Source organism: Pseudomonas brassicae, assembly GCF_010671725.1.
GTDB classification, from domain to species: Bacteria; Pseudomonadota; Gammaproteobacteria; order Pseudomonadales; family Pseudomonadaceae; genus Aquipseudomonas; species Aquipseudomonas brassicae.
Genome location: NZ_JAAHBU010000230.1, coordinates 1 through 24,531, shown reverse-complemented (window position 1 = coordinate 24,531; position 24,531 = coordinate 1). Strand labels below are relative to the sequence as shown.

17 protein-coding genes and 4 pseudogenes are annotated in these 24,531 nt (G+C 60.4%); 2 read left to right on the top strand and 19 right to left on the bottom strand.

Annotation, left to right across the window (positions count from 1 at the left end; translation table 11 throughout):
• The 19 genes and pseudogenes from G3436_RS16330 to mtnA form a co-directional block, all read right to left on the bottom strand.
• On the bottom strand, window positions 1-545 hold a 545-nt coding region (locus G3436_RS16330; RefSeq protein ID WP_178116489.1), incomplete at its 3' end, for an N-acetylneuraminate synthase family protein.
• A gap of 180 nt (window positions 546-725) precedes the next feature.
• On the bottom strand, window positions 726-1,250 hold the full coding sequence (gene pseH, locus G3436_RS16325; RefSeq protein ID WP_338001273.1) for a UDP-4-amino-4,6-dideoxy-N-acetyl-beta-L-altrosamine N-acetyltransferase: 525 nt from the start codon (window positions 1,248-1,250) through the stop codon (window positions 726-728).
• A gap of 366 nt (window positions 1,251-1,616) precedes the next feature.
• Window positions 1,617-2,321, bottom strand: coding sequence for a UDP-2,4-diacetamido-2,4,6-trideoxy-beta-L-altropyranose hydrolase (gene pseG, locus G3436_RS16320; protein WP_243667179.1), 705 nt, complete (start codon window positions 2,319-2,321; stop codon window positions 1,617-1,619).
• Between the two features lie 8 nt (window positions 2,322-2,329).
• A complete protein-coding gene (gene pseF / locus G3436_RS16315; RefSeq protein WP_163946874.1) occupies window positions 2,330-3,034 on the bottom strand; it encodes a pseudaminic acid cytidylyltransferase in 705 nt (234 codons plus the stop codon).
• Window positions 3,031-4,191 (bottom strand): UDP-4-amino-4,6-dideoxy-N-acetyl-beta-L-altrosamine transaminase, encoded by a 1,161-nt coding sequence (gene pseC / locus G3436_RS16310; RefSeq protein WP_163946871.1) that lies wholly within the window; start codon window positions 4,189-4,191, stop codon window positions 3,031-3,033. Before pseC ends, pseF begins: the two co-directional genes overlap by 4 nt.
• 3 nt (window positions 4,192-4,194) lie before the next feature.
• Window positions 4,195-5,193: a UDP-N-acetylglucosamine 4,6-dehydratase (inverting) gene (gene pseB / locus G3436_RS16305; protein WP_163946855.1), complete on the bottom strand. Its 999-nt coding sequence runs from the start codon at window positions 5,191-5,193 to the stop codon at window positions 4,195-4,197.
• A gap of 23 nt (window positions 5,194-5,216) precedes the next feature.
• Entirely contained in the window at window positions 5,217-6,521 is a 1,305-nt protein-coding gene (locus G3436_RS16300) for a nucleotide sugar dehydrogenase (RefSeq protein ID WP_163946839.1), read from the bottom strand.
• 44 nt (window positions 6,522-6,565) lie between these two features.
• Entirely contained in the window at window positions 6,566-7,846 is a 1,281-nt protein-coding gene (gene wecC, locus G3436_RS16295; RefSeq protein WP_163946837.1) for a UDP-N-acetyl-D-mannosamine dehydrogenase, read from the bottom strand.
• Complete coding sequence (gene wecB / locus G3436_RS16290) at window positions 7,847-8,983, bottom strand: non-hydrolyzing UDP-N-acetylglucosamine 2-epimerase (protein WP_163946835.1); 1,137 nt, start codon at window positions 8,981-8,983, stop codon at window positions 7,847-7,849.
• A gap of 541 nt (window positions 8,984-9,524) precedes the next feature.
• Window positions 9,525-10,978, bottom strand: a pseudogene (locus tag G3436_RS16285) (MBL fold metallo-hydrolase RNA specificity domain-containing protein).
• 133 nt (window positions 10,979-11,111) lie between these two features.
• Window positions 11,112-11,348 (bottom strand): lipopolysaccharide assembly protein LapA domain-containing protein, encoded by a 237-nt coding sequence (locus G3436_RS16280; RefSeq protein ID WP_163946833.1) that lies wholly within the window; start codon window positions 11,346-11,348, stop codon window positions 11,112-11,114.
• A gap of 24 nt (window positions 11,349-11,372) precedes the next feature.
• Window positions 11,373-11,666 carry an integration host factor subunit beta gene (gene ihfB / locus G3436_RS16275; protein ID WP_163946829.1) on the bottom strand — a complete coding sequence of 98 codons (294 nt, stop codon included), beginning with the start codon at window positions 11,664-11,666 and terminating at the stop codon, window positions 11,373-11,375.
• A gap of 237 nt (window positions 11,667-11,903) precedes the next feature.
• Window positions 11,904-13,580 (bottom strand): 30S ribosomal protein S1, encoded by a 1,677-nt coding sequence (gene rpsA, locus G3436_RS16270; protein WP_043862680.1) that lies wholly within the window; start codon window positions 13,578-13,580, stop codon window positions 11,904-11,906.
• A 124-nt stretch (window positions 13,581-13,704) separates the two neighbouring features.
• Complete coding sequence (gene cmk / locus G3436_RS16265) at window positions 13,705-14,391, bottom strand: (d)CMP kinase (RefSeq protein WP_163946826.1); 687 nt, start codon at window positions 14,389-14,391, stop codon at window positions 13,705-13,707.
• Window positions 14,388-16,593, bottom strand: a pseudogene (locus G3436_RS16260) (bifunctional prephenate dehydrogenase/3-phosphoshikimate 1-carboxyvinyltransferase). The gene cmk and the pseudogene G3436_RS16260 overlap by 4 nt, the downstream one beginning before the upstream one ends.
• 70 nt (window positions 16,594-16,663) lie before the next feature.
• Entirely contained in the window at window positions 16,664-17,758 is a 1,095-nt protein-coding gene (gene pheA, locus G3436_RS16255; RefSeq protein ID WP_163946822.1) for a prephenate dehydratase, read from the bottom strand.
• Entirely contained in the window at window positions 17,758-18,843 is a 1,086-nt protein-coding gene (gene serC, locus G3436_RS16250) for a 3-phosphoserine/phosphohydroxythreonine transaminase (RefSeq protein WP_163946819.1), read from the bottom strand. Before serC ends, pheA begins: the two co-directional genes overlap by 1 nt.
• 98 nt (window positions 18,844-18,941) lie before the next feature.
• A pseudogene (gene gyrA, locus G3436_RS16245) lies at window positions 18,942-21,580 on the bottom strand (DNA gyrase subunit A).
• Between the two features lie 243 nt (window positions 21,581-21,823).
• Window positions 21,824-22,888: an S-methyl-5-thioribose-1-phosphate isomerase gene (gene mtnA, locus G3436_RS16240; protein ID WP_163946807.1), complete on the bottom strand. Its 1,065-nt coding sequence runs from the start codon at window positions 22,886-22,888 to the stop codon at window positions 21,824-21,826.
• 108 nt (window positions 22,889-22,996) lie between these two features.
• On the opposite strand from mtnA, the gene G3436_RS16235 reads away from it, so the two are divergent.
• Entirely contained in the window at window positions 22,997-24,331 is a 1,335-nt protein-coding gene (locus G3436_RS16235; RefSeq protein WP_163946804.1) for a TRZ/ATZ family hydrolase, read from the top strand.
• A gap of 62 nt (window positions 24,332-24,393) precedes the next feature.
• Window positions 24,394-24,531: pseudogene (locus tag G3436_RS16230) on the top strand (bifunctional 2-polyprenyl-6-hydroxyphenol methylase/3-demethylubiquinol 3-O-methyltransferase UbiG); the annotation flags it as partial.

Here is a 24,531-nt window from a genome sequence, read left to right as displayed (position 1 = left end):
TGCAGCAGCACCAACTGCTGACAACCCGCCTCTCTTGCGGTGGCCACAGCTTCCTCGATTTCCGCCTCGGAGCACATGCCGGTGGACATGATCATCGGCTTGCCCTTGCTGGCCACGTAGCGAATCAGTGGTAAATCGGTGGCTTCGAACGAGGCGATCTTGTAGGCAGGTGCACCCAACTCCTCCAACAGATCGACAGCACTCTCATCGAATGGCGTGGAAAAGATGGTGATACCCAGCGATTTGGCATAGTCGAATATCTGCTTGTGCCACTCGTAGGGTGTTTCCGCCCATTTGTAGAGGTCGTACAGTTTGTAGCCATCCCACAGGCCACCGCGGATCATGAACTCTTCACGGTCACAGTCGATGGTCATCGTGTCAGCGGTGTAGGTTTGCATCTTGATGGCGTCTGCGCCGCTCTCGTATGCGGACTTGATCGTCTCGAGCGCGCGCTCCAGGAAGCCATTATGGTTCGCAGACAGTTCCGCAATGATGTAGGGAGGGAAGCCTTTACCGATCTTTCTACCGTTAATTTCACAGGTCATGGCAAGCACTGCTCTTAAAAATTTGAATACCGTGGCCGGATTATCTACCGACCCTAAAAACTATTACTCCCGCGCCCCACTTGAGTATTGAGACGCGGGAGCACACCTGATTCGTTTACGCTGCGCCAACCTTAGCGCCTCCCCGTACAGGGATGCAAAGACACCTAGAGGCGGGCAGAGTTACGCGGTTTTAGCCTGTTCCCTGGCAATCCGCCACTCATGCGCCAGCAGACCGAAACAGTAGACCGACTGATAGCCAACCCCATCGCAGTGCTGCTCACGAAGACAACCTTCCTGCGTGAAGCCCAACCGGCGATGCAGCGCCAGCGAACGCGGATTGCCCTCTAATACCTGTGCCGAAACTTTATGCACGCGCAATTGAGTGAAACCGTATTCCAGTGCCAGGCCAAGCATACGTTTACCTGTACCTTTAGGCGCTTGTGGGGCGGCATGGAACCCCCACTCCACCACCCGACCAGCCAACTCGCTAAAGTTGACGAAGCCGAGCAGCACGTCATCCGACTCATACACCAACAGGTGTTTACGCGCATTCCGGGAAGCACTGGCAAACCATGCCACGTGCTCATCCCAGGTAATTTCTGACGAATTGAACATGAAGCAGCGAACATCGGGATGGTTGCGCCAAGCGAGGACAAGCTGCAGGTCACGCTCTTCCATTCGTCGCAAAAGGCCTTGGATACTCACGTTCATTTCTTCCCCAACATATGCGCCACCACGCGCTCCACGCCCAACCCATCACAAAGGCCTGCAGCCTGTTGACTGAACGCGCCAAGCGCCTGGGTAACCTCGTCGAAGGCCGTGCCAGCCGCTGCGCGATACTATCTGTAGCACCAAGCCAACGAGCGGCCTTGGCCTCGTGCAGCGCCATGGCACCAGGCAGCTGATTGTCCGCCAGGGTGACCAGCAACGTGGGCAGCCCCAGGCAGCATCGCTCCCAGGATGAGCCACCCGCGGCTCCGATCGCCAGGTCGCTCTGCGCCATCAGTCGCGCCATATCACGGACATTGACCAGCACCTCACTTGAAAACCGGAGTCCATGCAACAGAGATCTCACCTCATCGATCCACGGCGCCGTGCCCCCATGATCACACGAACATGGCTCGCCTGCGGCAGGGCACAGTCTTGCAAGGCAGTGAGGACATGGGCCGTTGCGTTGGGCTGATCCACTCCGCCCATGCTGACTAGAATCTGCTCGGGGCGGGTAAGACAAGTGCGGCGTTGCAAGCTGGCGCTGCGCAACAGAGCGAACTCAGGACGCAACAAGGCGTACTCTGGGCCGGTCAAAAGTACACTCTGGCTGGGAACCAGCCCCTGATAGGATTGGGACGTACGGCCCAGATTCTGATCAACAAGCAGGTCGCTCAGGTGAGCGCGGTCGGCCAGATCATCAATGACCAGCAGCTTGCCATAGTGCGGCTGCAGGGCCGCCTGCCATTGTGCATCCAGACCGTAGTGATCAACGACCAGCCAGTCAGCGCGCAGCGTTCGCACAAGCGCGGCGCAATCACTTGCGTCTTGCTCCTGGGAGCACCCCAGCCACTGGGCATGCGCCAAGGTGCCGACAGGCGCAACGGCAGCCGGCTTGCCGAGCGAATGTACTGGATAGCCACGCTCGGCGATAAGTGCCATCAGGTGGCCCGGGTGCTCGCGGCAGATGAAATGGCACTCGGCGCCCTGCCCACGCAACGCATCTGCAAGGGTCAGGCAACGGTAGACATGCCCTGTACCGATATCGAGCGAAGCATCGACTCGCATTACAACATTCATAGTGGGCAGTCCGGTTGTGCCTGCATCGCCTTGAACAGCCACTGAGCGCGCTCCCAGTCTTCCGGAGTATCGATATCCTGCACACGATGGCGAGGAAGCACTATGGGTGCCGAGCCAGGGCCAAAGATGGGCTCACCACGCAACCAGGCCGAAGCACGCCCCCAGTAGAACTGGCCAGCATCATGGAAGGCTTCCTCCAGATCCTGCGACCGCGTATTGAAATACTCGGGATTGAACATCGCGACCCGCCCTGCCCCGGTCACACGGATCGCCCGCTGAATGGGGAAGGGGTAACTGGTAACGGTGAAGGCGTACTCGCTAGCTGACTGCGCAAGCACTTGCAGCCCTCGACGTATATCTTCAGCCCTTACGAAAGGCGCCGTCGCGTACAGGCAACAAGCCAGGTCGACAGGATGGCCAGCGGCATTGAACCATTCGATTGCATGCTGAATGACCGGAATGGTCCCGGTATGATCATCGGAAAGTTGCTGAGGTCGCATAAAGGGAACAGTGGCACCGTGTTGCAGTGCCAGCTCGGCAATTTCCTGATCGTCCGTTGAGACAATCACGTGATCGAAAGCCCCGCTTTGCAGGGCAGCCTCGATCGACCAGACAAGCATAGGCTTGCCACAGAACAACTTGATGTTCTTGCGCGGTATGCGTTTGCTGCCGCCACGCGCGGGAATCACGGCCAGCTTCATGGCAGCAGGATTTTGTTCAGCGCCGCAACCACTACATCCTGCTGTTGCTCACTCATGGTCTGGAACATCGGCAGGCTGATGGCCTGCGCGTAATAGCGCTCCGCCTCGGGGAAGTCTCCCACCCGGAATCCCAGTCGTTGGTAATACGGCTGCGAATGGACGGGGATGTAATGCAGGTTCACCCCGATTCCTTGCCCGCGCAGCGACTCGAATACCTCGCGATGACTGATGTTCAGCGCTTCGAGCTCCAGACGAATGACGTAGAGGTGCAGCCCCGAGTAGCTGTCAGGGTGCTGCCAAGGCGTGATGACCGGCAGGTCGGCAAGCAATTGGTCATAGCGACGAGCCAATTGATGACGACGAGCGACGTACTGATCAAGGCGCTCCATCTGGCTGACGCCAAGCGCAGCCTGCAGTTCGGTCATGCGGTAGTTGAAGCCCAGGTCGATCTGCTGGTAGTACCAGGGACCATCCGCCTCGTGCGTCATCTTCGCCGGGTCACGGGTGATGCCGTGGCTGCGCAGCAATGCCATCTTCTCGGCGAGTTCGGCGTCATTGGTCAACGCCATGCCGCCCTCGGCCGTGGTAATGATCTTCACGGGGTGGAAGCTGAACACGGTGATATCGCTGTAGCGGCAGTTGCCGATAAACTCGCCCTGGTACTTGCCACCGATAGCGTGGGACGCATCTTCGATCACTTTAAAGCCATAGCGCTGCGCCAGCTCGGCAATTGCCTGCATGTCACAGGGCTGGCCGCAAAGATGAACGGCCACCACCACTTTGGGCAACGTGCCTTCACGCTCGGCCAACGCGAGCTTGGCAGCCAGTGCTTCCACGCTCACGTTGTAGGTACGTGGATCAATATCGACAAAGTCGACCTGCGCCCCGCAGTACAGCCCGCAGTTGGCGGATGCGACGAAGGTTACTGGAGTGGTCCACAACCAGTCTCCCGGGCCAAGCCCCAGCGCCAGGCAGGCGATATGCAATGCCGAGGTCGCGCTGTTGACTGCCAGCGCATGCCCAGCGCCTACGTGCTCGGCCACCGACTGCTCAAAGCGCGGCACCATGGGGCCCTGCGTGAGAAAGTCGGACTTCAGCACGGCGATGACTGCGTCGACGTCGGCCTGAGTGATGTCCTGCCGGCCATAAGGGATCATGCGTTAGATACTCCCGATCTTGTCACGATTGAGATCGATCCAAGCCTGCAGCTCGACTTCCCCCATCCACTCCGAGTTGTTGTCGCTGGAGTAGACGAAGCCCTCTGCCACGCGTTTGCCATCCTTGATCCGCTTCGCGCAAGTGGCCCAGTTATTGATGGTGGGCAGTATCTTGAAGTGCTCCGGATACTCGTACGTGTAGTAGGCATCCTCGGAACTGATCATCTGCTCATGCAGCTTCTCACCGGGGCGAATGCCAATGATTTCCTGGCGCGCTTCGGGCGCGACAACGTGGGCAAGATCGGTCACTTTCATCGACGGGATCTTCTTGACGTAGATCTCGCCGCCTTCCATGTCTTCGAAAGCATGCCAGACCAGTTCCACACCCTCCTCAAGGGAGATCATGAAACGCGTCATGCGCGCGTCCGTGATCGGCAGGACGCCCTGGTCCTTGATCGACATGAAGAAGGGAATGACCGAGCCGCGGGAGCCCATGACATTGCCATAGCGCACTACCGCAAATCGAGTCTCATGCCCACCCGAGTAGGAGTTGCCGGCCACGAACAGTTTGTCGGACGCCAGTTTGGTGGCGCCATACAGGTTGATCGGACTGCTGGCCTTGTCGGTAGACAGTGCCACAACGCGTTTCACGCCCTTGTCGATGCAGGCATCGATAAGGTTCATCGCACCATTGATGTTGGTTTTCACGCATTCGAACGGATTGTATTCAGCCGTCGGCACAATCTTGGTGGCCGCTGCGTGAACCACATAATCCACACCATCCAGCGCACGGTAGAGACGATCTTTATCACGCACATCGCCGATAAAGAAGCGCACACGCGAATCGCCCTGGAATTTTTTCGCCATCTCCCACTGCTTCATCTCATCGCGCGAGAAAATGATGATCTTCTTGGGGTTGTATTTTTCCAGCGTCATCGGCACGAAAGTGTTGCCAAATGACCCTGTTCCACCGGTAATCAGAATTGTCTTGTTGGTCAGCATCACATTTATCTCTTTGGGTTAACTCAAGCTTTCACGACATTGGCGGCTGGCTTGAGATACCTGCCTCGGGAGTCGACGATCAGGCTAGCGGAGCTGCCGATCATCTCGAAATCAAACTTGTCATGGTCGGTTGCCAGCAATACGCAGTCATAGCTGCGGATCACATCGGCAGTCAGTGCCACACTGGAAAGGTCGAAATGGTGCTCTCGCATTTTCGGGAATACCGGGACATGCGGGTCACTGTAGTGAACTACAGCACCCAGCGCCCTCAGCTTTTCCATCATGAACACCGACGGCGACTCTCGCATGTCATCGACGTTCTTCTTGTAGGCGATGCCCAATACCAGGACCCTGCTGCCATTCACCGCCTTCTTGCGTTCGTTCAACGCACTGGAAACCTTGGCAATCACATAATCCGGCATTGCCGAATTGACCTCGCCGGCCAACTCGATGAAACGGGTATGCAGGCCATACTCACGCGCTTTCCAGGTCAGGTAGAACGGATCGATCGGAATGCAATGGCCACCAAGGCCCGGCCCTGGGTAGTAGGGTACAAAGCCGAAAGGCTTGGTGGCGGCGGCACGAATCACTTCATGAATGTCGATACCCATCTTGTCGGCAACGATCTTCATTTCGTTCACCAGGCCGATGTTCACCGCGCGATGGATATTTTCCAGCAGCTTGGTCATTTCTGCCGCACGCGTGCTCGACACAGGGACAACCTTGTCGATCACCTGGCCGTACAAGGCCATACCGACCTCCAGGCACGCAGCAGTGTGACCACCACATACCTTCGGAATCGAGCGGGTAGTGAAGTTGGGGTTGCCCGGGTCTTCTCGCTCAGGCGAGTAAACCAGGAAGATATCGTCGCCTACGACAAGGCCACGAGACTCGATACGCGGCAACAGCTCTTCATCCGTGGTACCTGGATAGGTCGTACTCTCCAGCGATATCACCTGCCCCGCACGCAGGTAGGGAACCAATGAGGCCGTGGTATCGAGCACGAAGCTCAAGTCCGGCTCGCGGTACTTATTGAGCGGCGTGGGCACGCAGAGAATCAATGCATCGACGTCAGCGGCACGGGTAAAGTCGGTTGTGGCTTCAAACCCCTGCGCCACGGCGCCCGCAATGGCCTCGGCAGGGATATGCTCGATATAACTCTTGCCTTGAGCGATGCAATCAATCTTGGACTGATCGATATCGAAACCGACCACTTTGTACCCTACCTCTGCGTAGCGTAGAACCAGTGGCAGCCCAACATAACCCAAGCCGACAATGCCTATGCTGGCGGTGCGCTCAGTCAACCGGCCGAGAAGCTGTTGCTTCATTCAAAAAACCCCTACCTGAAATACCAATACGAGATACACAGCACTCAGTTCTGACGAGCAGAAACCGCCATAGCGCCGCGCGTATCCAAAAGCCGCTGATCGCCATTCAACACAAGCGATTTGCTATCGAAAATCTTATGATCGACCAGGAAAACCAAGATGTCCGCAGTGGCTGCGGTGCAAAAGTCGACGAATTCGGCGCCCGCCTCGATCAACGCCGCTGGCGCTGCGTCGATGTGCGGCTCAACAGCCAGGACTTGCCCCGGATAACGCGCAGCAATATCCAGCGTAATGGCAAGCGCCGGGCTTTCTCTGAGGTCGTCAATATTGGCCTTGAACGCCAACCCAAAGCACGCGATTTTCAGCTCGCTTCGCTGTTTTGCGCCACGCTGAACCAACTCGTCGACAAGCACATCGACCTTGCCACACACCCATCGAGGTTTACTGTCGTTAACCTCCCGGGCAGTACGAATCAGACGCGACTCTGCTGGCGCCTGACTGACAATGAACCAGGGATCGACCGCGATGCAGTGCCCGCCGACACCCGGCCCTGGCTGCAATATATCAACCCGAGGGTGACGGTTCGCCAGACGAATCAGCTCCCACACGTTCACACCGACCTTGTCACAGATGATGGACAGTTCGTTGGCAAAGGCGATATTGACATCGCGAAAGCTGTTCTCCGTCAGTTTGCACATTTCGGCAGTACGAGAATCGGTAATGACACACTCAGCGTCCACGAACAGCTTGTAGAGGCTGGCGGCCAACGCCGAGCAACGCGGTGTCATTCCGCCGATCACTCTGTCGTTGTGTACCAGTTCGCGAAGAACATGCCCGGGCAATACACGCTCCGGGCAATGGGCGATACGAATATCAGACGCCTCTCCCGCATCCTGGGGAAAGGACAGGTCCGGACGAGCCTTGGCTAGCCAGGCCGCCATCTGCTCGGTCGCCCCCACCGGCGATGTGGACTCCAGAACAACCAGATCACCAGGCTTCAGCACCGCTGCTATGCTGTTGCTGGCGGACTCGACAAAGGACAGGTCGGGTTCGTGTTCGGCATTGAACGGTGTGGGCACAGCAATTAAAAAAGCATCGGCTGGCTCAGCCACTGACGTCGCGCGTAAAAAACCCTGCGTCACCGCCGCATGCACAAGCATGTCGAGATCAGGTTCGACAATATGAACTTCACCACGGTTGATTATTTCCACCGTGCGCGGATTAACATCAACGCCTATTACTTTTACTTTCCGCGAAGCGAATACAGCCGCAGTGGGTAGACCAATGTAGCCCAATCCAATGACGGCAATGGTGCCAAAAGTCATTTACAGCCTCTTAATCACGGAGCTTAGGGTTGCGACAATCCGAGAGCACGCCTTTCCGTCCCCGTAAGGATTGTAGGCATGGCTCATGGCGCTGTATGCGTTGTTATCGGTGAGCAAGGTGAGCAAGCCGTCAGCAATGGTACGTGTATTGGTGCCCACCAACTTGACGGTACCCGCATCGACGGCCTCTGGCCGCTCTGTGGTATCACGCATGACTAGAACAGGCTTGCCCAACGAGGGTGCCTCCTCCTGAATACCACCGGAGTCCGTCAGGATCAGATAGGCCTGATTCATCAGGTAGACAAAGGGCAGATAGTCGAGTGGCTCGATCAGGTGCACATTATCAATACCCGCCAACAGACGGTTTACCGGCTCACGCACATTCGGGTTCAAGTGCACCGGGTATACAATCTCTACCTCGGGGAAACGCCGCGCAGTGTCCACAAGGGCCTGGCAGATGCGTTCGAAACCACCCCCAAAGCTCTCACGGCGATGCCCGGTAACCAATACAAGCTTGCGCTCCGGCCGCAGGAATTCAAAACGGGAAGCGATCTGCGCCCTGAGCGCAGCATCACTGTCCAGCTTGGTAACCGCCTGCAGCAGCGCATCGATCACGGTGTTGCCCGTCACGACAATGCGTTCTGGATTGACGCCTTCTCGCAGCAGGTTTTCTCGCGAAGTTTCAGTCGGCGCAAAGTGCAATGACGCAAGTGCCCCTGTGACCTTGCGGTTGCCCTCCTCCGGCCAGGGAGAATAGAGGTTGCCCGTACGCAGCCCCGCCTCGACATGGGCGACCGGGATTTGCTGGTAATACGCAGCGACGCTGGCGGCAAAGGTAGTGGCCGTATCGCCGTGCACCAGCACAACGTCGGGCTTGAAGTCGTGCAGAACTTCGCGCATGCCCAGCAGAATCGAACTGGTCACGTCGGTAAGGTCCTGCCCCGGCTTCATGATGTCGAGATCGAAGTCGGGTGTCAGTTCAAACAACTCCAGCACTTGATCAAGCATCTGTCGATGCTGGCCGGTCACGCAGACTTTTGCCTCGAAACGCGGATCCGCTCGCAGCGCGAGCGCCAGAGGCGCCATCTTGATGGCCTCAGGGCGCGTACCGAAGACACAAAGCGCTTTTATCGTCATTTAAACCACACAATCCAAGACCATTTTTAAAAAGGTTGCACCACCAGACCATTCGCAATTGGCAATCAGAAATATCCAACGTCGCGACACCTGCTTGCAGCGCACGCACAACGGTCCGCCAGCGCCCTTTTGGCCGCTAGCTCCCCATGCACGTTCGTGCCTCAGTCGCCCAATGGCGACCGACAACTCTGGCCTATTAGCCGACAAAGGATATCATGACACTCATCGCACGGCATGACCTTCAAGTCATTGAGGGTACTCCCGCGGATGCACATGTCGTTATCGGCACTCAAGGCACGCGGCCATGGTTTCATTTCGAGCCGAGCAGACGAGCGTACGCGCAACTTCCCGGCGCCTGGGAGACAGGCACCTTTATCGAAGTCGGCTTTCTTTACCGTCAGTGAAATCGTCGCACATCACGCCCGCCGCGCCTCGATCTGCGCGCAACAGGCATGACTTTGCAACCGAGCGGATGTTTCTTCACGCAACCCGGGCGAGCTGCGCATCATCATGACAGCGCCGATGCGGCCAGGGGCCACCCTCACACGGCTGCGGCACCCACCCCAGGTGCAACATCGACCACTACCCCTTCCCGCTGCGCACGCGCCATCAATGCCGTGCGCAAAGCCTGTTTGGCCCCAAGCTCACCATGCACCAGGCGCACCTGCCCAGGCCAAGCCCGCATCCCTGCGACAAACTCGACCAACCCCGCCTGATCCGCATGCGCCGAGTACCCTCCCAGGGTGGCCACCTTTGCCTTGACCTCATACATTTCGCCATCCAGATCCAGCATCACAAAGCCCTGGGCACCTTCGCTGGCCTGAATCACCGCCCCCCCGGCGTGCCTTTAGCCTGATACCCCACAAACAGCACCTGATGGCGACGATCACCGAGCATGGCCTTGAGGTAATTGACGATGCGCCCACCGGTGCACATGCCGCTACCGGAGATGACAATCGCCGGCCTGCCCGTGCTGGCCAGGTAGTTCACGGTTTTGACATGCTGGTCATGAGTCTCGATCGTGATCAACTGACGAAAGCGCAGAGGCTGCCTGCCTTCATCCAATCGCCGGCGCGCCTCATCGTTCCAGAACTCATCAAGCTCCCGATAAGCCTGCGTGAAGCGACTGGCCAAAGGAGAGTCGAGAATGATCGGCAACTGCGGCCAATCCATCGGCAGCCGGCCGCCGGGCGGCGGCTCGCCCGCGCTCAACGATTTGCGATGCAGAATATCCTCGATCTCATACAGCAGTTCCTGGGTGCGCCCGGCACTGAAAGCCGGTATCAGCACGGTGCCATGATCTGCCATGGCCCGGTCACTCATCTGCTCAAGCCGCTGCTGACGCGTACTGCGCTCATCGTGCAGGCGATCCCCATAGGTGCTCTCGAGCACGAGGATGTCGGCATGCTCCGGCGACACCGGAGGGCGCAACAACGGGGTATGGGCGGCCCCAAGATCACCCGAGAACACCACACGCTTGCGGGTACCACTGGCCAGGTAATGAACATCGCATTCGATGTAGGCCGACCCCAGAATGTGCCCAGCGCGCCGCAGCCGAATACGGCATACCAGCTCGTCGGTGCACACCACCTCATGCCAATGGTCATACGGCACCGCAACCGTCTGCTGCTCGACGCGCCCGACCAACCGTTCGATGCTCGCCTTGCCCTGGGTGTCGCCCAGGCGCAATGCATCTTCGAGCACCAAAGGCAGCAACCGTGCACTGGGCTGGCTGCAAATGATCGGACCACTGAAGCCCGCTGCCAGCAAGCCCGGCACACGGCCAACGTGATCGAGGTGAATATGGGTAAGCAGCAATGCCTGGATGCCATCTAGCGGGAAGTCGATGCACAGACCAGAGGAGCCACGGGCGTCCTCACCCTGGAACAAGCCACAGTCGATCAACACGCTACAGTGGGCATTGAGGTGCAGCTGGTGACAAGAGCCTGTGACGCCGCGGGTGGCGCCATGATGGGTAACAGCAGGATATGCCATGCGTGCCCGTTTCCTGGAGTGTTTAATGGAGCGCCATTACTCCATAAAACACAGGCACTGCCGCCTGGCATCTTCCGTCAGTCGAGGTGGGAAAGTTCAGCCCGGGATGACGGGTGAGTGCGTGCGGGAAAGGTTACTGGCGCCGCGCGCGACTTTTGGCGCGCAAGCCGATGTACACCCCCATCAACGGGCCAACCAGCAAACCAGCCACGAGCGCAACCAGCACCACCACCGACAACGGCAACGCCGGTGCAGCCCAACCAAACAGTACCAAGGCCACCGACTGCTGGTTTTCCAGCACAAACAGCAGCACCACAGCAGCTACAGCCAGAACCACCAGTGCCAACAGCACGCGCTTGAGGTTACGCATGACGCGCTCCTTGCTCAGTGGCGATCATGCGCCCTCTTCCTCTTCGTTGACCCGATCACGCAGCTCCTTGCCGGGCTTGAAGTGTGGCACGAACTTGCCATCGAGACTGACCGACTGGCCCGTCTTCGGGTTTCGACCCAGGCGCGGCGCACGGTAGTGCAGCGAAAAGCTGCCAAAGCCACGGATCTCAATACGGTCACCGGTGGCCAGGCACTGGGACATCTGTTCAAGCATGGTCTTGATGGCCAGCTCCACATCCTTGGATGAGAGTAGCCCTTGATGGGTGACAATACGTTCGATCAGCTCCGACTTCGTCATATTTTTCCCTTCTTTATCAAGCAGCTAGATCATTGCTTACTCTGTTTGTAGCACGCTCCAGCGGATTTGAACAGGGCGGTTCTTGACTTAATAAAATATTCAATATTTGACCGAGGAATTAAAGTAGCGCAGACCCCGGCGGTACGGGCGCCGTGCCGCCAGCGCGCTCAAATCGACACAAATCGCAGGCACAAAAAAGGGCGACCGAAGTCGCCCTTTTTAATGATCAAGCAGAACTTAGTTCTGTTTGGCCATTGCTTCGCGCAGCAGTGCAGCCATGGTGGTATCGGCGGCAGCTTCCGGAGCAGCTTTCAGGCTCTGGATTGCTTCTTTCTCTTCAGCGTCGTCTTTCGACTTGATGGAGAGGTTGATTACGCGGCTCTTGCGGTCAACGCTGATGATCTTGGCTTCAACTTCTTCGCCTTCCTTCAGAACGTTACGCGCGTCTTCAACGCGGTCACGGCTGATTTCGGAAGCTTTCAGAGTGGCTTCGATATCGTCGGCCAGGGTGATGATAGCGCCCTTGGCGTCAACTTCTTTAACGATACCTTTTACGATAGCGCCTTTGTCGTTGACAGCAACGTAGTTGGAGAACGGATCGTCTTCCAGTTGCTTGATGCCCAGGGAGATGCGCTCACGCTCTGGATCAACCGACAGGATGACGGTGTCCAGCTCGTCGCCCTTCTTGAAGCGACGTACGGCTTCTTCGCCGACTTCGTTCCAGGAGATGTCCGACAGGTGAACCAGGCCGTCGATGCCGCCGTCCAGACCAATGAAGATACCGAAATCGGTGATCGACTTGATGGTGCCGGAGATCTTGTCGCCCTTGTTGAACTGGCCAGAGAAGTCTTCCCATGGGTTCGACTTGCACTGCTTGATGCCCAGGGAGATACGACGACGCTCTTCGTCGATGTCCAGAACCATGACTTCCACTTCGTCGCCGACTTGTACGACTTTCGAAGGGTGGATGTTCTTGTTGGTCCAGTCCATTTCGGAAACGTGTACCAGGCCTTCCACGCCTTCTTCCAGCTCTGCGAAGCAGCCGTAGTCGGTCAGGTTGGTCACACGCGCCATTACGCGGGTGCTTTCTGGGTAACGTGCCTTGATAGCAACCCATGGGTCTTCGCCCAGTTGCTTCAGGCCCAGCGAAACGCGGTTACGCTCACGATCGTACTTCAGTACCTTGACGTCGATCTCGTCGCCAACGTTGACGATTTCCGACGGGTGCTTGATACGCTTCCAGGCCATGTCGGTGATGTGCAGCAGGCCATCAACGCCGCCCAGATCAACGAATGCGCCGTAGTCGGTGAGGTTCTTGACGATACCTTTGACTTGCTGGCCTTCCTGCAGCGATTCCAGCAGAGCTTCGCGCTCGGCGCTGTTTTCGGCTTCCAGGACGCTGCGACGGGAAACGACAACGTTGTTGCGCTTCTGGTCCAGCTTGATGACCTTGAATTCCAGCTCTTTGCCTTCGAGGTGGGTGGTGTCGCGCACTGGGCGGACATCAACCAGGGAGCCCGGCAGGAACGCACGGATACCGTTAACGTCGACAGTGAAGCCGCCTTTAACCTTACCGTTGATAACGCCCTTGACCACTTCTTCGGCGGCGAAAGCTGCTTCCAGAACAATCCAGCACTCGGCGCGCTTGGCTTTTTCACGGGACAGCTTGGTTTCGCCAAAGCCGTCTTCGACCGCGTCCAGCGCAACGTGAACTTCGTCACCGACCTTGATGGTCAGCTCGCCAGCTTCGTTGTAGAACTGCTCGAGCGGGATGACGCCCTCGGACTTCAGACCGGCGTGGACAGTAACCCAGTCACCGTCGATATCGACAACGATACCGGTGATGATCGCACCTGGTTGAAGGTTGAGGGTTTTCAGGCTTTCTTCAAAGAGTTCTGCAAAGCTTTCGCTCATTTTAATTCCTGTAAATTAGGGCGAGACATACGCCCATCAGCACATTCCAGACAATGTGGGTTTCGTTCATATAAAGGGAAAGCCTGCAGGACGTTGACTGGTGCCCCTGCATGCTGCCCTGGTATCAGGCGATATCGCGAAGTGCGAGCTCGCTCCTGATGCGTTGCAACACCTGCTCGATGGACAATTCCGTGGAATCCAGCTGTATGGCATCGGCCGCCGGCTTGAGCGGGGCCACTGCGCGCTGGGTGTCGCGCTCATCGCGTGCACGTATCTCATCTAGCAGACTCGACAGACTAACATCATCGCCCTTGCCCTTCAACTGCAAGTAACGTCGACGCGCCCGCTCCTCGGCACTGGCCGTGAGGAAAATTTTCAACGGCGCATCCGGGAACACCACCGTGCCCATGTCCCGCCCGTCGGCGATCAGGCCAGGCGCCTCCTGAAAGGCACGCTGGCGCTGCAGCAGCGCATCGCGCACGGCAGGCAGCGAAGCCACCATCGACGCGCCGGCACCAACCGTCTCGGTGCGAATCACGCTGCTCACGTCGTCGCCCTCGAGAATGGTCTGCTGCAGCTTGCCCGGCTCGGCGGCGATGAACTGGACGTCCAGGTGCGCCGCCAGTTTCACCAGCAACTCTTCGTTGGTCAGGTCGACACCATGATTGGTGGCAGCAAATGCCACCAGCCGGTACAGCGCACCCGAATCCAGCAGGCGCCAGCCCAGCTCACGGGCCAGCAGGCCGGCAACCGTGCCCTTGCCCGAACCACTTGGCCCGTCAATGGTGATGACCGGTGCATTCAGGTTCACGACTTGCCCTCTTCAGCCACACGAATGCCGACTTCGGCGCACAGCGCCAGGAAGTTCGGGAACGAGGTTGCGACGTTGGCGCAGTCATGGATGCGGATCGGCGCGCTAGCGCGCAACGAAGCAACGCTGAAGGCCATGGCAATACGGTGGTCGCCATGCCCGTGCACTTCGCCACCGCCGATGCTGCCACCGTCAATGATGATGCCGTCCGGGGTCGGTTCGCACTTCACGCCAAGCGCCAGCAGGCCATCGGCCATGACCTGGATGCGGTCCGATTCCTTCACCCGCAGCTCTTCGGCACCACGCAGCACGGTACGCCCTTCGGCGCAGGCCGCCGCCACGAACAATACCGGGAACTCGTCGATGGCCAGCGGCACCAGGTGCTCCGGAATCTCGATACCCTTGAGCCTGGCGCCACGCACGCGCAGGTCGGCCACGGCTCGCCACCCACTTCACGCTGGTTTTCCAGGGTGATGTCGCCGCCCATCAGGCGCAGGATGTCGATGACACCCGTACGCGTCGGGTTGATGCCGACGTGCTCAAGCACCAGTTCCGAACCCTCGGCAATCGAAGCGGCCACCAGGAAGAACGCAGCCGAAGAGATGTCGGCCGGCACTTCGATATGGGTGGCGCCGAGCTTGCCGCCGGCCTCCAGCGAGGCGCTCGGGCCGTCGACGCTGACGCTGTAGCCGAAGCCACGCAGCATGCGCTCGGTGTGGTCGCGGGTCGGCGCAGGCTCGGTGACGGTGGTCTTGCCTTCGGCATACAGGCCCGCCAGCAGCAGGCAGGACTTGACCTGGGCACTGGCCATCGGCAGCGTGTAGTTCAGCGCCTTGAGGGTATGGCCACCACGAATGGTCATCGGTGGGCGCCCTTCGGCGCAGTCTCGATCACCGCACCCATTTCACGCAGCGGGTTGGCCACGCGATTCATCGGGCGCTTGGACAGCGACGCATCACCGGTCAGTACGGTGTCGAACGGTTGCGCGGCCAGCAGGCCGGACAGCAAGCGCATCGAGGTGCCGGAGTTGCCCAGGTAGATCGGGCCCGGTGGCGGCTTGAGACCATTGAGACCAACACCGTGAATGGTCACGCGACCATGGTGCGGGCCTTCGATGACCACCCCCATGTCGCGAAAGGCCTGCAGGGTCGCCAGCGCATCTTCGCCCTCCAGGAAACCTTCCACCTCGGTGGTGCCTTCGGCCAGGGAGCCGAGCATGATCGAGCGATGCGAAATCGATTTGTCGCCTGGTACGCGAATCCGGCCGGACAGGCGGCCACCAGGTTGTGCCAGGAAAATCAGGTCGTTGGAGTTCATAGCGTCCACATAGGCCCGACGGGCCAGGATTTTACTGAAATGCTCGCGGGCAACCCGGGCGCGGGTGAAAACACCCAGCAGTTGGTGCCCATCCCCTGCATCGACCGCGTCGCGCAAGGCGTCGAGGTCGCTGCGAAATGTATCCAGCGTGCGCAATACCGCCTCGCGGTTGGCGAGGAAGATATCGTGCCACATGACCGGGTCGCTTCCGGCGATTCTCGTGAAATCGCGGAACCCACCGGCAGCGTAACGGAAGATATCGAGGTTTTCATTGCGCTTGGCCAACGAATCGACCAGGCCGAAGGCCAGCAAGTGCGGCAGGTGGCTGGTCGCCGCCAGCACTTCATCGTGACGCTCGACCTGCATGTGCTCGACATCGGCGTCCAGCGCGCGCCACAGGCGATCGACCAGCCCCAGCGCGGCTGGGTCGGTGCCTGCCAGCGGCGTGAGAATCACTTTGTGACGACGGAACAGCGCAGCGTTCGACGCCTCCACCCCACTCTGCTCGGAGCCGGCGATCGGATGGCCCGGCACGAAGCGCGGCAGTTGCGCGCCCAGCGCCTCGCGCGCCGCACGCACCACGTTGCCCTTGGCGCTACCGACATCGGTCAGCACGGCCGGGCCAAGATCGAGCTGTGCCAGCCTGGCCAACAGCTTCTCCATGGCCAGGATCGGTACCGCCAGCTGGATCACATCGGCGCCGACACAGGCCAGGGCCAGGTCTTCCTCGCAGCGGTCGACCACACCCAGCTCCACCGCCAGCTTGCGCGACTGCGGATCCAGGTCGACGCCGACCACTTCGCGGCACAGGCCACTTTCACGCAGGCCCTTGGCGAACGAACCGCCAATCAGGCCCAGGCCCACCACGACCAGCCGACCCACCACAGGCCCGCCTTGCTTCACGACCTCAACCACGGCGCAGAACCCTGTTCAGAACATCACGCATCGGCATACCTCAGAGCACCGCCTTGGGGTAGGAACCGAGCACCTTGAGTGCCACCGCCTCCTGGCTGATCTGCTCCAGCACCGCCTTGATCAGCGGGTCGCGATGATGGCCGACGAAGTCGATGAAGAACACGTACGTCCACTTGCCACTGCGTGACGGACGGGTCTCGATACGGGTCAGGTCGATGCCGTTCTGATGGAACGGCACCAGCAGCTCGTGCAGCGCACCCGGCTTGTTGCTCATCGAGACGATGATCGAGGTCTTGTCGTCGCCGGTGGGCGGTACCTCCTGACTGCCGATCATCAGGAAGCGCGTAGCGTTGTCCGGACGGTCTTCGATCTTCTCGGCCAGGCGGGTCAGGCCGTACAGCCCGGCCGCCATGTCACCGGCAATTGCGGCGGAATTCCACTCACCCTTGACGCGCTTGGCCGCCTCGGCGTTGCTCGACACCGCCACACGCTCGACATTCGGGTAATACGCATCCAGCCACTTGCGGCACTGGGCCAGCGACTGGGCGTGGGAATAGATGCGGCTGATGCTGTCGGTCTTGGTGTTCTCGCCCACCAGCAGGTGGTGGTGAATACGCAGCTCGACTTCGCCGCAGATCACCATGTCGTGCTCGAGGAAGCTGTCGAGGGTATGGTTGACCGCCCCCTCGGTGGAGTTCTCGACCGGTACCACGCCGAAGTTGACCGCACCAGCGGCCACTTCGCGGAACACCTCGTCAATGGCCGCCATCGGCTTGCTGATCACGGCGTGCCCGAAGTGCTTCATCGCCGCCGCCTGGGTGAAGGTACCCTCAGGCCCCAGGTAGGCGACCTTCAGCGGCTGCTCCAGGGCCAGGCACGACGACATGATTTCACGGAACAGACGGGCCATTTCCTCGTTGCCGAGCGGCCCCTTGTTGCGCTCCATGACACGCTTGAGTACCTGCGCCTCGCGCTCGGGACGGTAGAACACCGGCACCTCGCCTTCGGCCAGAGTCGCGGTCTTGACCCGCGCCACTTCCTGGGCACAGCGCGCACGGTCGCTGATCAGCTCGAGGATCTTCTCGTCGAGGCTGTCGATGCGTACGCGCAGGGCCTTGAGTTCCTGTTCGGACATCAGGCGTGTTCCTTCTCGAATTCGGCCATGTAGGTCACCAGCGCCTCCACGGCGTCCAGGCCCAGCGCGTTGTAGATCGAGGCACGCATGCCGCCCACCGAGCGATGGCCCTTGAGATTGAGCAGGCCACGCTCATCGGCGCCAGCCAGGAAGGCCTTGTCCAGGCGCTCGTCGGCCAGGCGGAACGGCACGTTCATCCACGAACGGGCATTGGTGCTGATCGGGTTGGTGTAGAAGTCGCTCTTGTCGATGAAACCGTACAGGCGATCCTTCTTGGCGCGGTTGCGCTGCTCCATGGCCGCGACGCCCCCCTGCTCCTTGAGCCACTCGAACACCAGCCCCGAGAGGTACCAGGAATAGGTGGCCGGGGTGTTGTACATCGAGCCGTTGTCGGCCGCGACCTTGTAGTCGAGCATGGTCGGGCAGCTGCTGCGCGCGCGGCCCAGCAGGTCCTCACGCACGATGACCACGACCAGGCCGCTAGGGCCGATGTTCTTCTGTGCGCCGGCGTAGATCAGGCCGAACTGCGACACATCGATCGGGCGCGAGAGGATATCGGAGGACATGTCCACCACCAGCGGCACATCACCGGTCTGCGGCACCCAGTCGAACTCCAGACCACCGATGGTCTCGTTCGAGGCGTAATGCAGGTAGGCGGCGTCCTTGGTCAGCTTCCACTCGTTCTGGCCGGGGATGGCCAGGTAATCGTAAGGCTTGGCACTGGCAGCCACATTGACGTTGCCGTAGCGACGCGCTTCCTCGATGGCTTTTTTCGACCAGATGCCGGTCTCGATGTAGTCAGCCGTACCGCCTTCAGGCAGCAGGTTCAACGGAATCTCGGCAAACTGCTGGCTGGCGCCGCCCTGAAGGAACAGCACCTTGTAATTGGAGGGGATGGACAGCAGGTCGCGCAGGTCCTGCTCGGCTTTCTCGGCAATGGCCACGTAGTCATCGCTACGGTGGCTCATTTCCATGACCGACAGGCCTTTGCCGCGCCAGTTCAGCATTTCTGCCTGGGCACGTTGCAGCACAGCTTCAGGAAGCGCAGCAGGGCCTGCGCAGAAGTTAAAGGCTCGTTTGCTCACATCCACTCTCGCTCTGCTCTTGATGTCTGTGGGAGCAGACACCGCAGTGGCGGGCCCGCCCGCCCCACAGCCGCTCCCATAGGTTGCGCTTCTACAATTTATTCCTGCGGCGTCTCTTCGTCAGCTGCGGCGTCAAGCTGCGGCACGTCGACAGCGTTGCCATCGGCATCGATGTCGGCCACGAAGTCCTCGTCGCCTTCCTCGTCGGACGGCTCCTGGACCCGCTCCAGCCCCACCAGCGTCTCGTCGTTGGCCAGCTTGATCAACGTCACGCCCTGGGTGTTGCGACCCAGGCTGGACACTTCACCCACACGGGTACGCACCAGGGTGCCCTGATCGGAAATCAGCATGATTTCCTCACCATCCTGCACCTGCACTGCACCGACCAGACGGCCGTTGCGATCGTTGCTGACCATGGCGATGACGCCCTGCCCGCCACGCTTGTACTCCGGGAACTCGCCAATCGCGGTGCGCTTGCCGAAGCCACGCTCGGAAGCGGTGAGGATCTGGCTGCCTTCTTCCGGGATAATCATCGAAATCAGCTTCTGCCCATCGGCCAGGCGCATGCCGCGCACACCCCGCGCGGTACGCCCCATGGCACGTACATCGGACTCTTTGAAGCGGGTGACCTTGCCGGCGTCGGAGAACAGCATGACTTCACGCTCGCCATCGGTGATGGAGGCAGAGATCAGGATGTCGCCTTCGTCCAGCTCCAGCGCGATCAGACCAACGCTGCGCTGACGGCTGAACTGTTCCAGCGGGGTCTTCTTCACGGTGCCATTGGCGGTAGCCATGAAGATGAAATGACCTTCGGTGTATTCCTCGACCGGCAGCATGGTGGTGATGACTTCACCCTCACCCAGCGGCAGCAGGTTCACCAGCGGACGGCCACGCGCCGCACGCGAGGCCTCGGGGATTTCATAGGTCTTGAGCCAGTACACCTTGCCCTTGCTGGAGAACAGCAGCAGCGTGGTATGGCTGTTGGCGACCAGCAGGTGCGAGATGTAGTCCTCGTCCTTGACGCCGGTAGCCGACTTGCCTTTGCCGCCACGGCGCTGCGCCTGGTAGGCCGCCAGGGGCTGGGTCTTGGCATAGCCGCTGTGGGAAATGGTCACCACGCGCTCTTCTTCCGGGATCATGTCGCCCAGGGTCAGGTCCAGACGCGCATCGAGGATCTCGGTGCGACGCACATCGCCGTATTCGGCGCGGATCAGCTCCAGCTCTTCGCGGATCACTTCCATCAGGCGTTCGGCGTTGTTCAGGATGCGGATCAGCTCGCCGATCTGCTTGAGGATCTCCTGGTACTCGGCCAGCAGCTTCTCATGCTCCAGACCGGTCAGGCGATGCAGGCGCAGGTCCAGAATGGCTTGAGCCTGCTCCGGCGACAGGTAGTACTTGCCATCGCGCAGGCCATACTGCTCGTCGAGGGTCTCGGGGCGGCACGAGTCGGCACCGGCGCGTTCGACCATCACCTGCACGGCGCTGGACTCCCACGGCGTGCCGATCAGGGCTTCCTTGGCCTCGGAAGGCGTTGGCGAAGCCTTGATCAGGGCGATGACCGGGTCGATGTTGGACAGCGCAACGGCCTGACCCTCAAGGATATGACCACGTTCACGGGCCTTGCGCAGTTCGAACACGGTGCGGCGGGTGACCACTTCACGGCGGTGACGCACGAATGCTTCGAGCAGGTCCTTGAGGTTCAATACCCGCGGACGGCCGTCGATCAGCGCCACGATGTTGATACCGAACACGGCCTGCAGCTGGGTCTGTGCGTAGAGGTTGTTGAGGATCACCTCCGGCACTTCGCCACGACGCAGTTCGATGACGATGCGCATGCCGTCCTTGTCGGACTCGTCGCGCAGCTCGGTGATGCCTTCGAGCTTCTTCTCCTTGACCAGCTCGGCGATCTTCTCGATCAGACGCGCCTTGTTCAGCTGGTACGGCAACTCGGTGACCACGATCTGCTGGCGACCACCCACCTTGTCGATGTCCTCGACCATGGAGCGCGCGCGCATGTAGATCTTGCCGCGACCGGTGCGGTAGGCCTCGATGATGCCCTGGCGACCGTTGATGATTGCGGCAGTCGGGAAGTCCGGCCCCGGGATGAACTGCATCAGCTCATCGACCGTGATGTCGGCGTTGTCGATCAGCGCCAGGCAACCATCGATGACTTCACCAAGGTTGTGCGGCGGAATGTTGGTCGCCATGCCCACGGCGATACCGCTGGAGCCGTTGACCAGCAGGTTGGGGATCTTGGTCGGCATGACCGCCGGGATCAGCTCGGTGCCGTCGTAGTTGGGCACCCAGTCGACGGTTTCCTTGTGCAGGTCGCCAGCAGCTCGTGCGCCAGCTTGGTCATGCGCACTTCGGTGTATCGCATGGCCGCGGCGTTGTCGCCGTCCACCGAACCGAAGTTGCCCTGGCCGTCGACCAGCAGGTAGCGCAGCGAGAACGGCTGAGCCATACGAACGATGGTGTCGTAGACCGCGGTATCACCGTGCGGGTGGTACTTACCGATCACGTCACCGACCACACGGGCGGATTTCTTGTACGGTTTGTTCCAGTCGTTACCCAGTTCACTCATCGCAAACAGAACGCGGCGATGCACGGGCTTCAAGCCATCACGCGCATCGGGCAGTGCACGCCCGACAATGACGCTCATCGCGTAGTCGAGGTAGGACTGTCTCAGTTCGTCTTCGATATTGACCGGTAGGATTTCTTTGGCCAGTTCGCCCATGAGAAGCCTGATTCCTTTTTCTGGTGAAACCTCGTCACATCCATATGGGACGAACGAAGCTCGCCGCTGCAAGCAAATGACTTGCAGCGACTTACGACAAATCAACGAGTTATGCCATGGATCTGCGCAGTAAAGATCGCCCCCAGGGGCGGTCTTGGAAACCGCCGGATATTACCACAGTCGCGGTGGGCTTGGGAGTATGGCAAACCGCCGCCTGACGCGAGGAAAGGCGCGCTGCCGCGCTCAGTGCAACCGCTTGCGACACATCAATTGCGCCATCTTGGCCGTGTCCGGCCGCTCCACCACGCCCTTCTCGGTCACGATCACATCAATCAGGTCAGCCGGCGTCACGTCGAATACCGGATTGACCGCCTCCACCCCCGCCGCATGCAGCGCAAGCAACTCGCCAGCGTCACGCTCCTCCAGCAGCACGTCCTCACCCGTGCCCAGGTTCAGATCAATGCTGGAGCTCGGCGCCACCACCATGAAGCGCACCCCGTGGTGCATCGCATTGACCGCCAGCTGATAAGTGCCGATCTTGCTCACCACATCACCATTGGCGGTGATACGGTCGGCGCCGACCACCACCCAGGTAATACCCTTGGTCTTCATCAGGTGGGCGGCCGCCGAATCGGCGTTGACCGTCACCGGGATGCCCGCGCCCGCCAGCTCCCAGGCCGTGAGGCGCGAGCCTTGCAGCCAGGGCCGGGTTTCGTCGACATACACCCGTTCGACCATACCTTCCAGGTACGCCGCGCGAATCACCCCCAACGCGGTGCCGAAGCCGCCCGTGGCCAGCGCACCGGCATTGCCGTGGGTGAGGATGGCCTGCTCGCTGCCTTGGTGCTTGCGGATCAGCTCGACCCCCAGCTGGGCCATGGTCAGGTTGGCTTCGCGGTCGCTTTCATGAATGGCCACGGCTTCGGCCTGCATGACCGCCAGCACGTCATCGCCCGCCTTGATGCGCAACAGGCGCTCACGCATGCGGTTCAATGCCCAGAACAGGTTGACCGCCGTGGGGCGGGCATTGCCCAGCAGCTCGAAGTCTTCCTCAAGGGCCATTTCCCACTCATCGCCTTCGGCCAGGCGCTGGCGCAGCGCCAGCACCAACCCATAGGCCGCACTGATACCGATGGCCGGCGCCCCGCGCACCACCATCGAGCGTATCGCCTCGGCCACTGCAGCGGCGTCGGTAAAGGCCAGCCAGGTCTGCTCGGACGGCAACGCACGCTGATCGAGCAGGTACAAGGCATCCTCCCGCCAATCGATGGCCGTCACTTTCTCCACAGCCAGCAGTCGATCGCGCATGCCTCACTCCATCATTCGGACATCAAAAGCGGGCGATTATAACGAGCCCCAGCCGCAGACGCTCGGGTATACTTCGCCCCCACTTGCCGTCCAACCGGGAAACCCTCCATGCCCAAGTCTGCTCCACCTCTGGACCTGCTGCTCCTGCCCACGTGGCTGGTGCCCGTCGAACCGGCCGGGGTGGTGTTCAAGGCGCATGGCATCGGCATCCGCGACGGCCAGATCGCCTTCATCGGCCCACGTGAGGACGCCCTCAGGCGCGGCGCCGCCGAGGTCCGCGAACTGCCCGGCTGCCTGCTGAGCCCGGGGCTGATCAACGCCCACGGCCATGCGGCCATGACCTTGTTCCGTGGCCTGGCCGACGACCTGCCGCTGATGACCTGGCTGCACGAACACATCTGGCCCGCCGAAGGGCGCTGGGTCGATGAAGCCTTCGTGCGCGACGGCACCCACCTGGCGATTGCCGAACAGCTCAAAGGCGGCATCACGTGTTTTTCGGACATGTACTTTTTCCCGAAGATCGCCAGTAAATGCGTGCACGAAAGCGGTATTCGAGCGCAAATTGCCGTACCGCTGCTGGATTTCCCGATTCCCGGCGCGCGTAATTTCGACGAAGCGCTGCACCTGGGCGTCGAGTTGTTCGGCGACCTGCGTCACCACCCACGCATCAGCGTGGCCCTCGGCCCGCATGCACCCTACACGGTCAACGACGAACACCTCGAGAAAGTCCGGGTGATCGCCGAGGAGCTGGATGCGCCCGTGCACATGCACGTGCACGAAACCGCCTTTGAAGTGCAGCAGTCACTCGAGCAGTATGGCGAGCGCCCGCTGGCCCGGCTGCAGCGCATCGGCCTGCTGGGGCCGCGCCTGCAGGCGGTGCACATGACCCAGGTCAGCGACGACGACCTTGCGCTGCTGGTAGAAAGCAACACCAGCGTGGTGCACTGCCCCGAATCCAACCTCAAGCTGGCCAGCGGTTTCTGCCCGGTGGAGCGCCTGTGGCAAGCCGGCGTCAACGTGGCGGTAGGCACCGATGGGGCCGCCAGCAACAACGACCTCGACCTGCTGGGCGAAACCCGTACGGCTGCGCTGCTGGCCAAGGCCGTGGCAGGCTCGGCCAGCGCCCTGGACGCGCACCGCGCACTGCGCATGGCTACGCTCAACGGTGCGCGTGCACTGGGGCTGGAGGCACTGACCGGTTCGCTCGAACTGGGCAAGGCTGCCGACCTGGTGGCGTTCGACCTGTCGGGGCTGGCCCAGCAACCGATCTACGACCCGGTATCGCAACTGATCTACGCCAGCGGCCGGGGCTGCGTCAAACATGTGTGGGTGGCCGGCAAGCAATTGCTCGACGAACGCCGCCTGACCCGCTACGACGAGCAGGCCCTGCATGCCAGTGCCTGCGACTGGGGGCGGCGCATCGGCGCCGGCCTGCACGAATAATCGGCGGGCAGCTGCAGCTGGCCCGCCTGCAACGAATGATCAAAGTTTCAGAGGACCGTTCCATGAGCAACGTCGACCACGCCGAAATCGCCAAGTTTGAAGCTTGGCCCACCGCTGGTGGGACCGCGAAAGCGAGTTCAAACCCCTGCACGACATCAATCCGCTGCGCGTCAACTGGATCGACGAGCGCGCTCAAGCTG

Bases quoted from the DNA above. Each gene is read 5' to 3' on its own strand.
- mtnA (WP_163946807.1), bottom strand. From the start codon at position 22,888: ATGCGCGATCGACTGCTGGCTGTGGAGAAAGTGACGGCCATCGATTGG.
- pseB (WP_163946855.1), bottom strand. From the start codon at position 5,193: ATGCTGACCAACAAGACAATTCTGATTACCGGTGGAACAGGGTCATTT.
- pseF (WP_163946874.1), bottom strand. From the start codon at position 3,034: ATGAAGCTGGCCGTGATTCCCGCGCGTGGCGGCAGCAAACGCATACCG.
- pseG (WP_243667179.1), bottom strand. From the start codon at position 2,321: ATGCGAGTCGATGCTTCGCTCGATATCGGTACAGGGCATGTCTACCGT.
- rpsA (WP_043862680.1), bottom strand. From the start codon at position 13,580: ATGAGCGAAAGCTTTGCAGAACTCTTTGAAGAAAGCCTGAAAACCCTC.
- G3436_RS16235 (WP_163946804.1), top strand. From the start codon at position 22,997: ATGCCCAAGTCTGCTCCACCTCTGGACCTGCTGCTCCTGCCCACGTGG.
- G3436_RS16280 (WP_163946833.1), bottom strand. From the start codon at position 11,348: ATGCGTAACCTCAAGCGCGTGCTGTTGGCACTGGTGGTTCTGGCTGTA.
- ihfB (WP_163946829.1), bottom strand. From the start codon at position 11,666: ATGACGAAGTCGGAGCTGATCGAACGTATTGTCACCCATCAAGGGCTA.
- wecC (WP_163946837.1), bottom strand. From the start codon at position 7,846: ATGACTTTTGGCACCATTGCCGTCATTGGATTGGGCTACATTGGTCTA.
- pseC (WP_163946871.1), bottom strand. From the start codon at position 4,191: ATGATCCCTTATGGCCGGCAGGACATCACTCAGGCCGACGTCGACGCA.
- wecB (WP_163946835.1), bottom strand. From the start codon at position 8,983: ATGACGATAAAAGCGCTTTGTGTCTTCGGTACGCGCCCTGAGGCCATC.
- G3436_RS16300 (WP_163946839.1), bottom strand. From the start codon at position 6,521: ATGAAGCAACAGCTTCTCGGCCGGTTGACTGAGCGCACCGCCAGCATA.
- pheA (WP_163946822.1), bottom strand. From the start codon at position 17,758: ATGTCCGAACAGGAACTCAAGGCCCTGCGCGTACGCATCGACAGCCTC.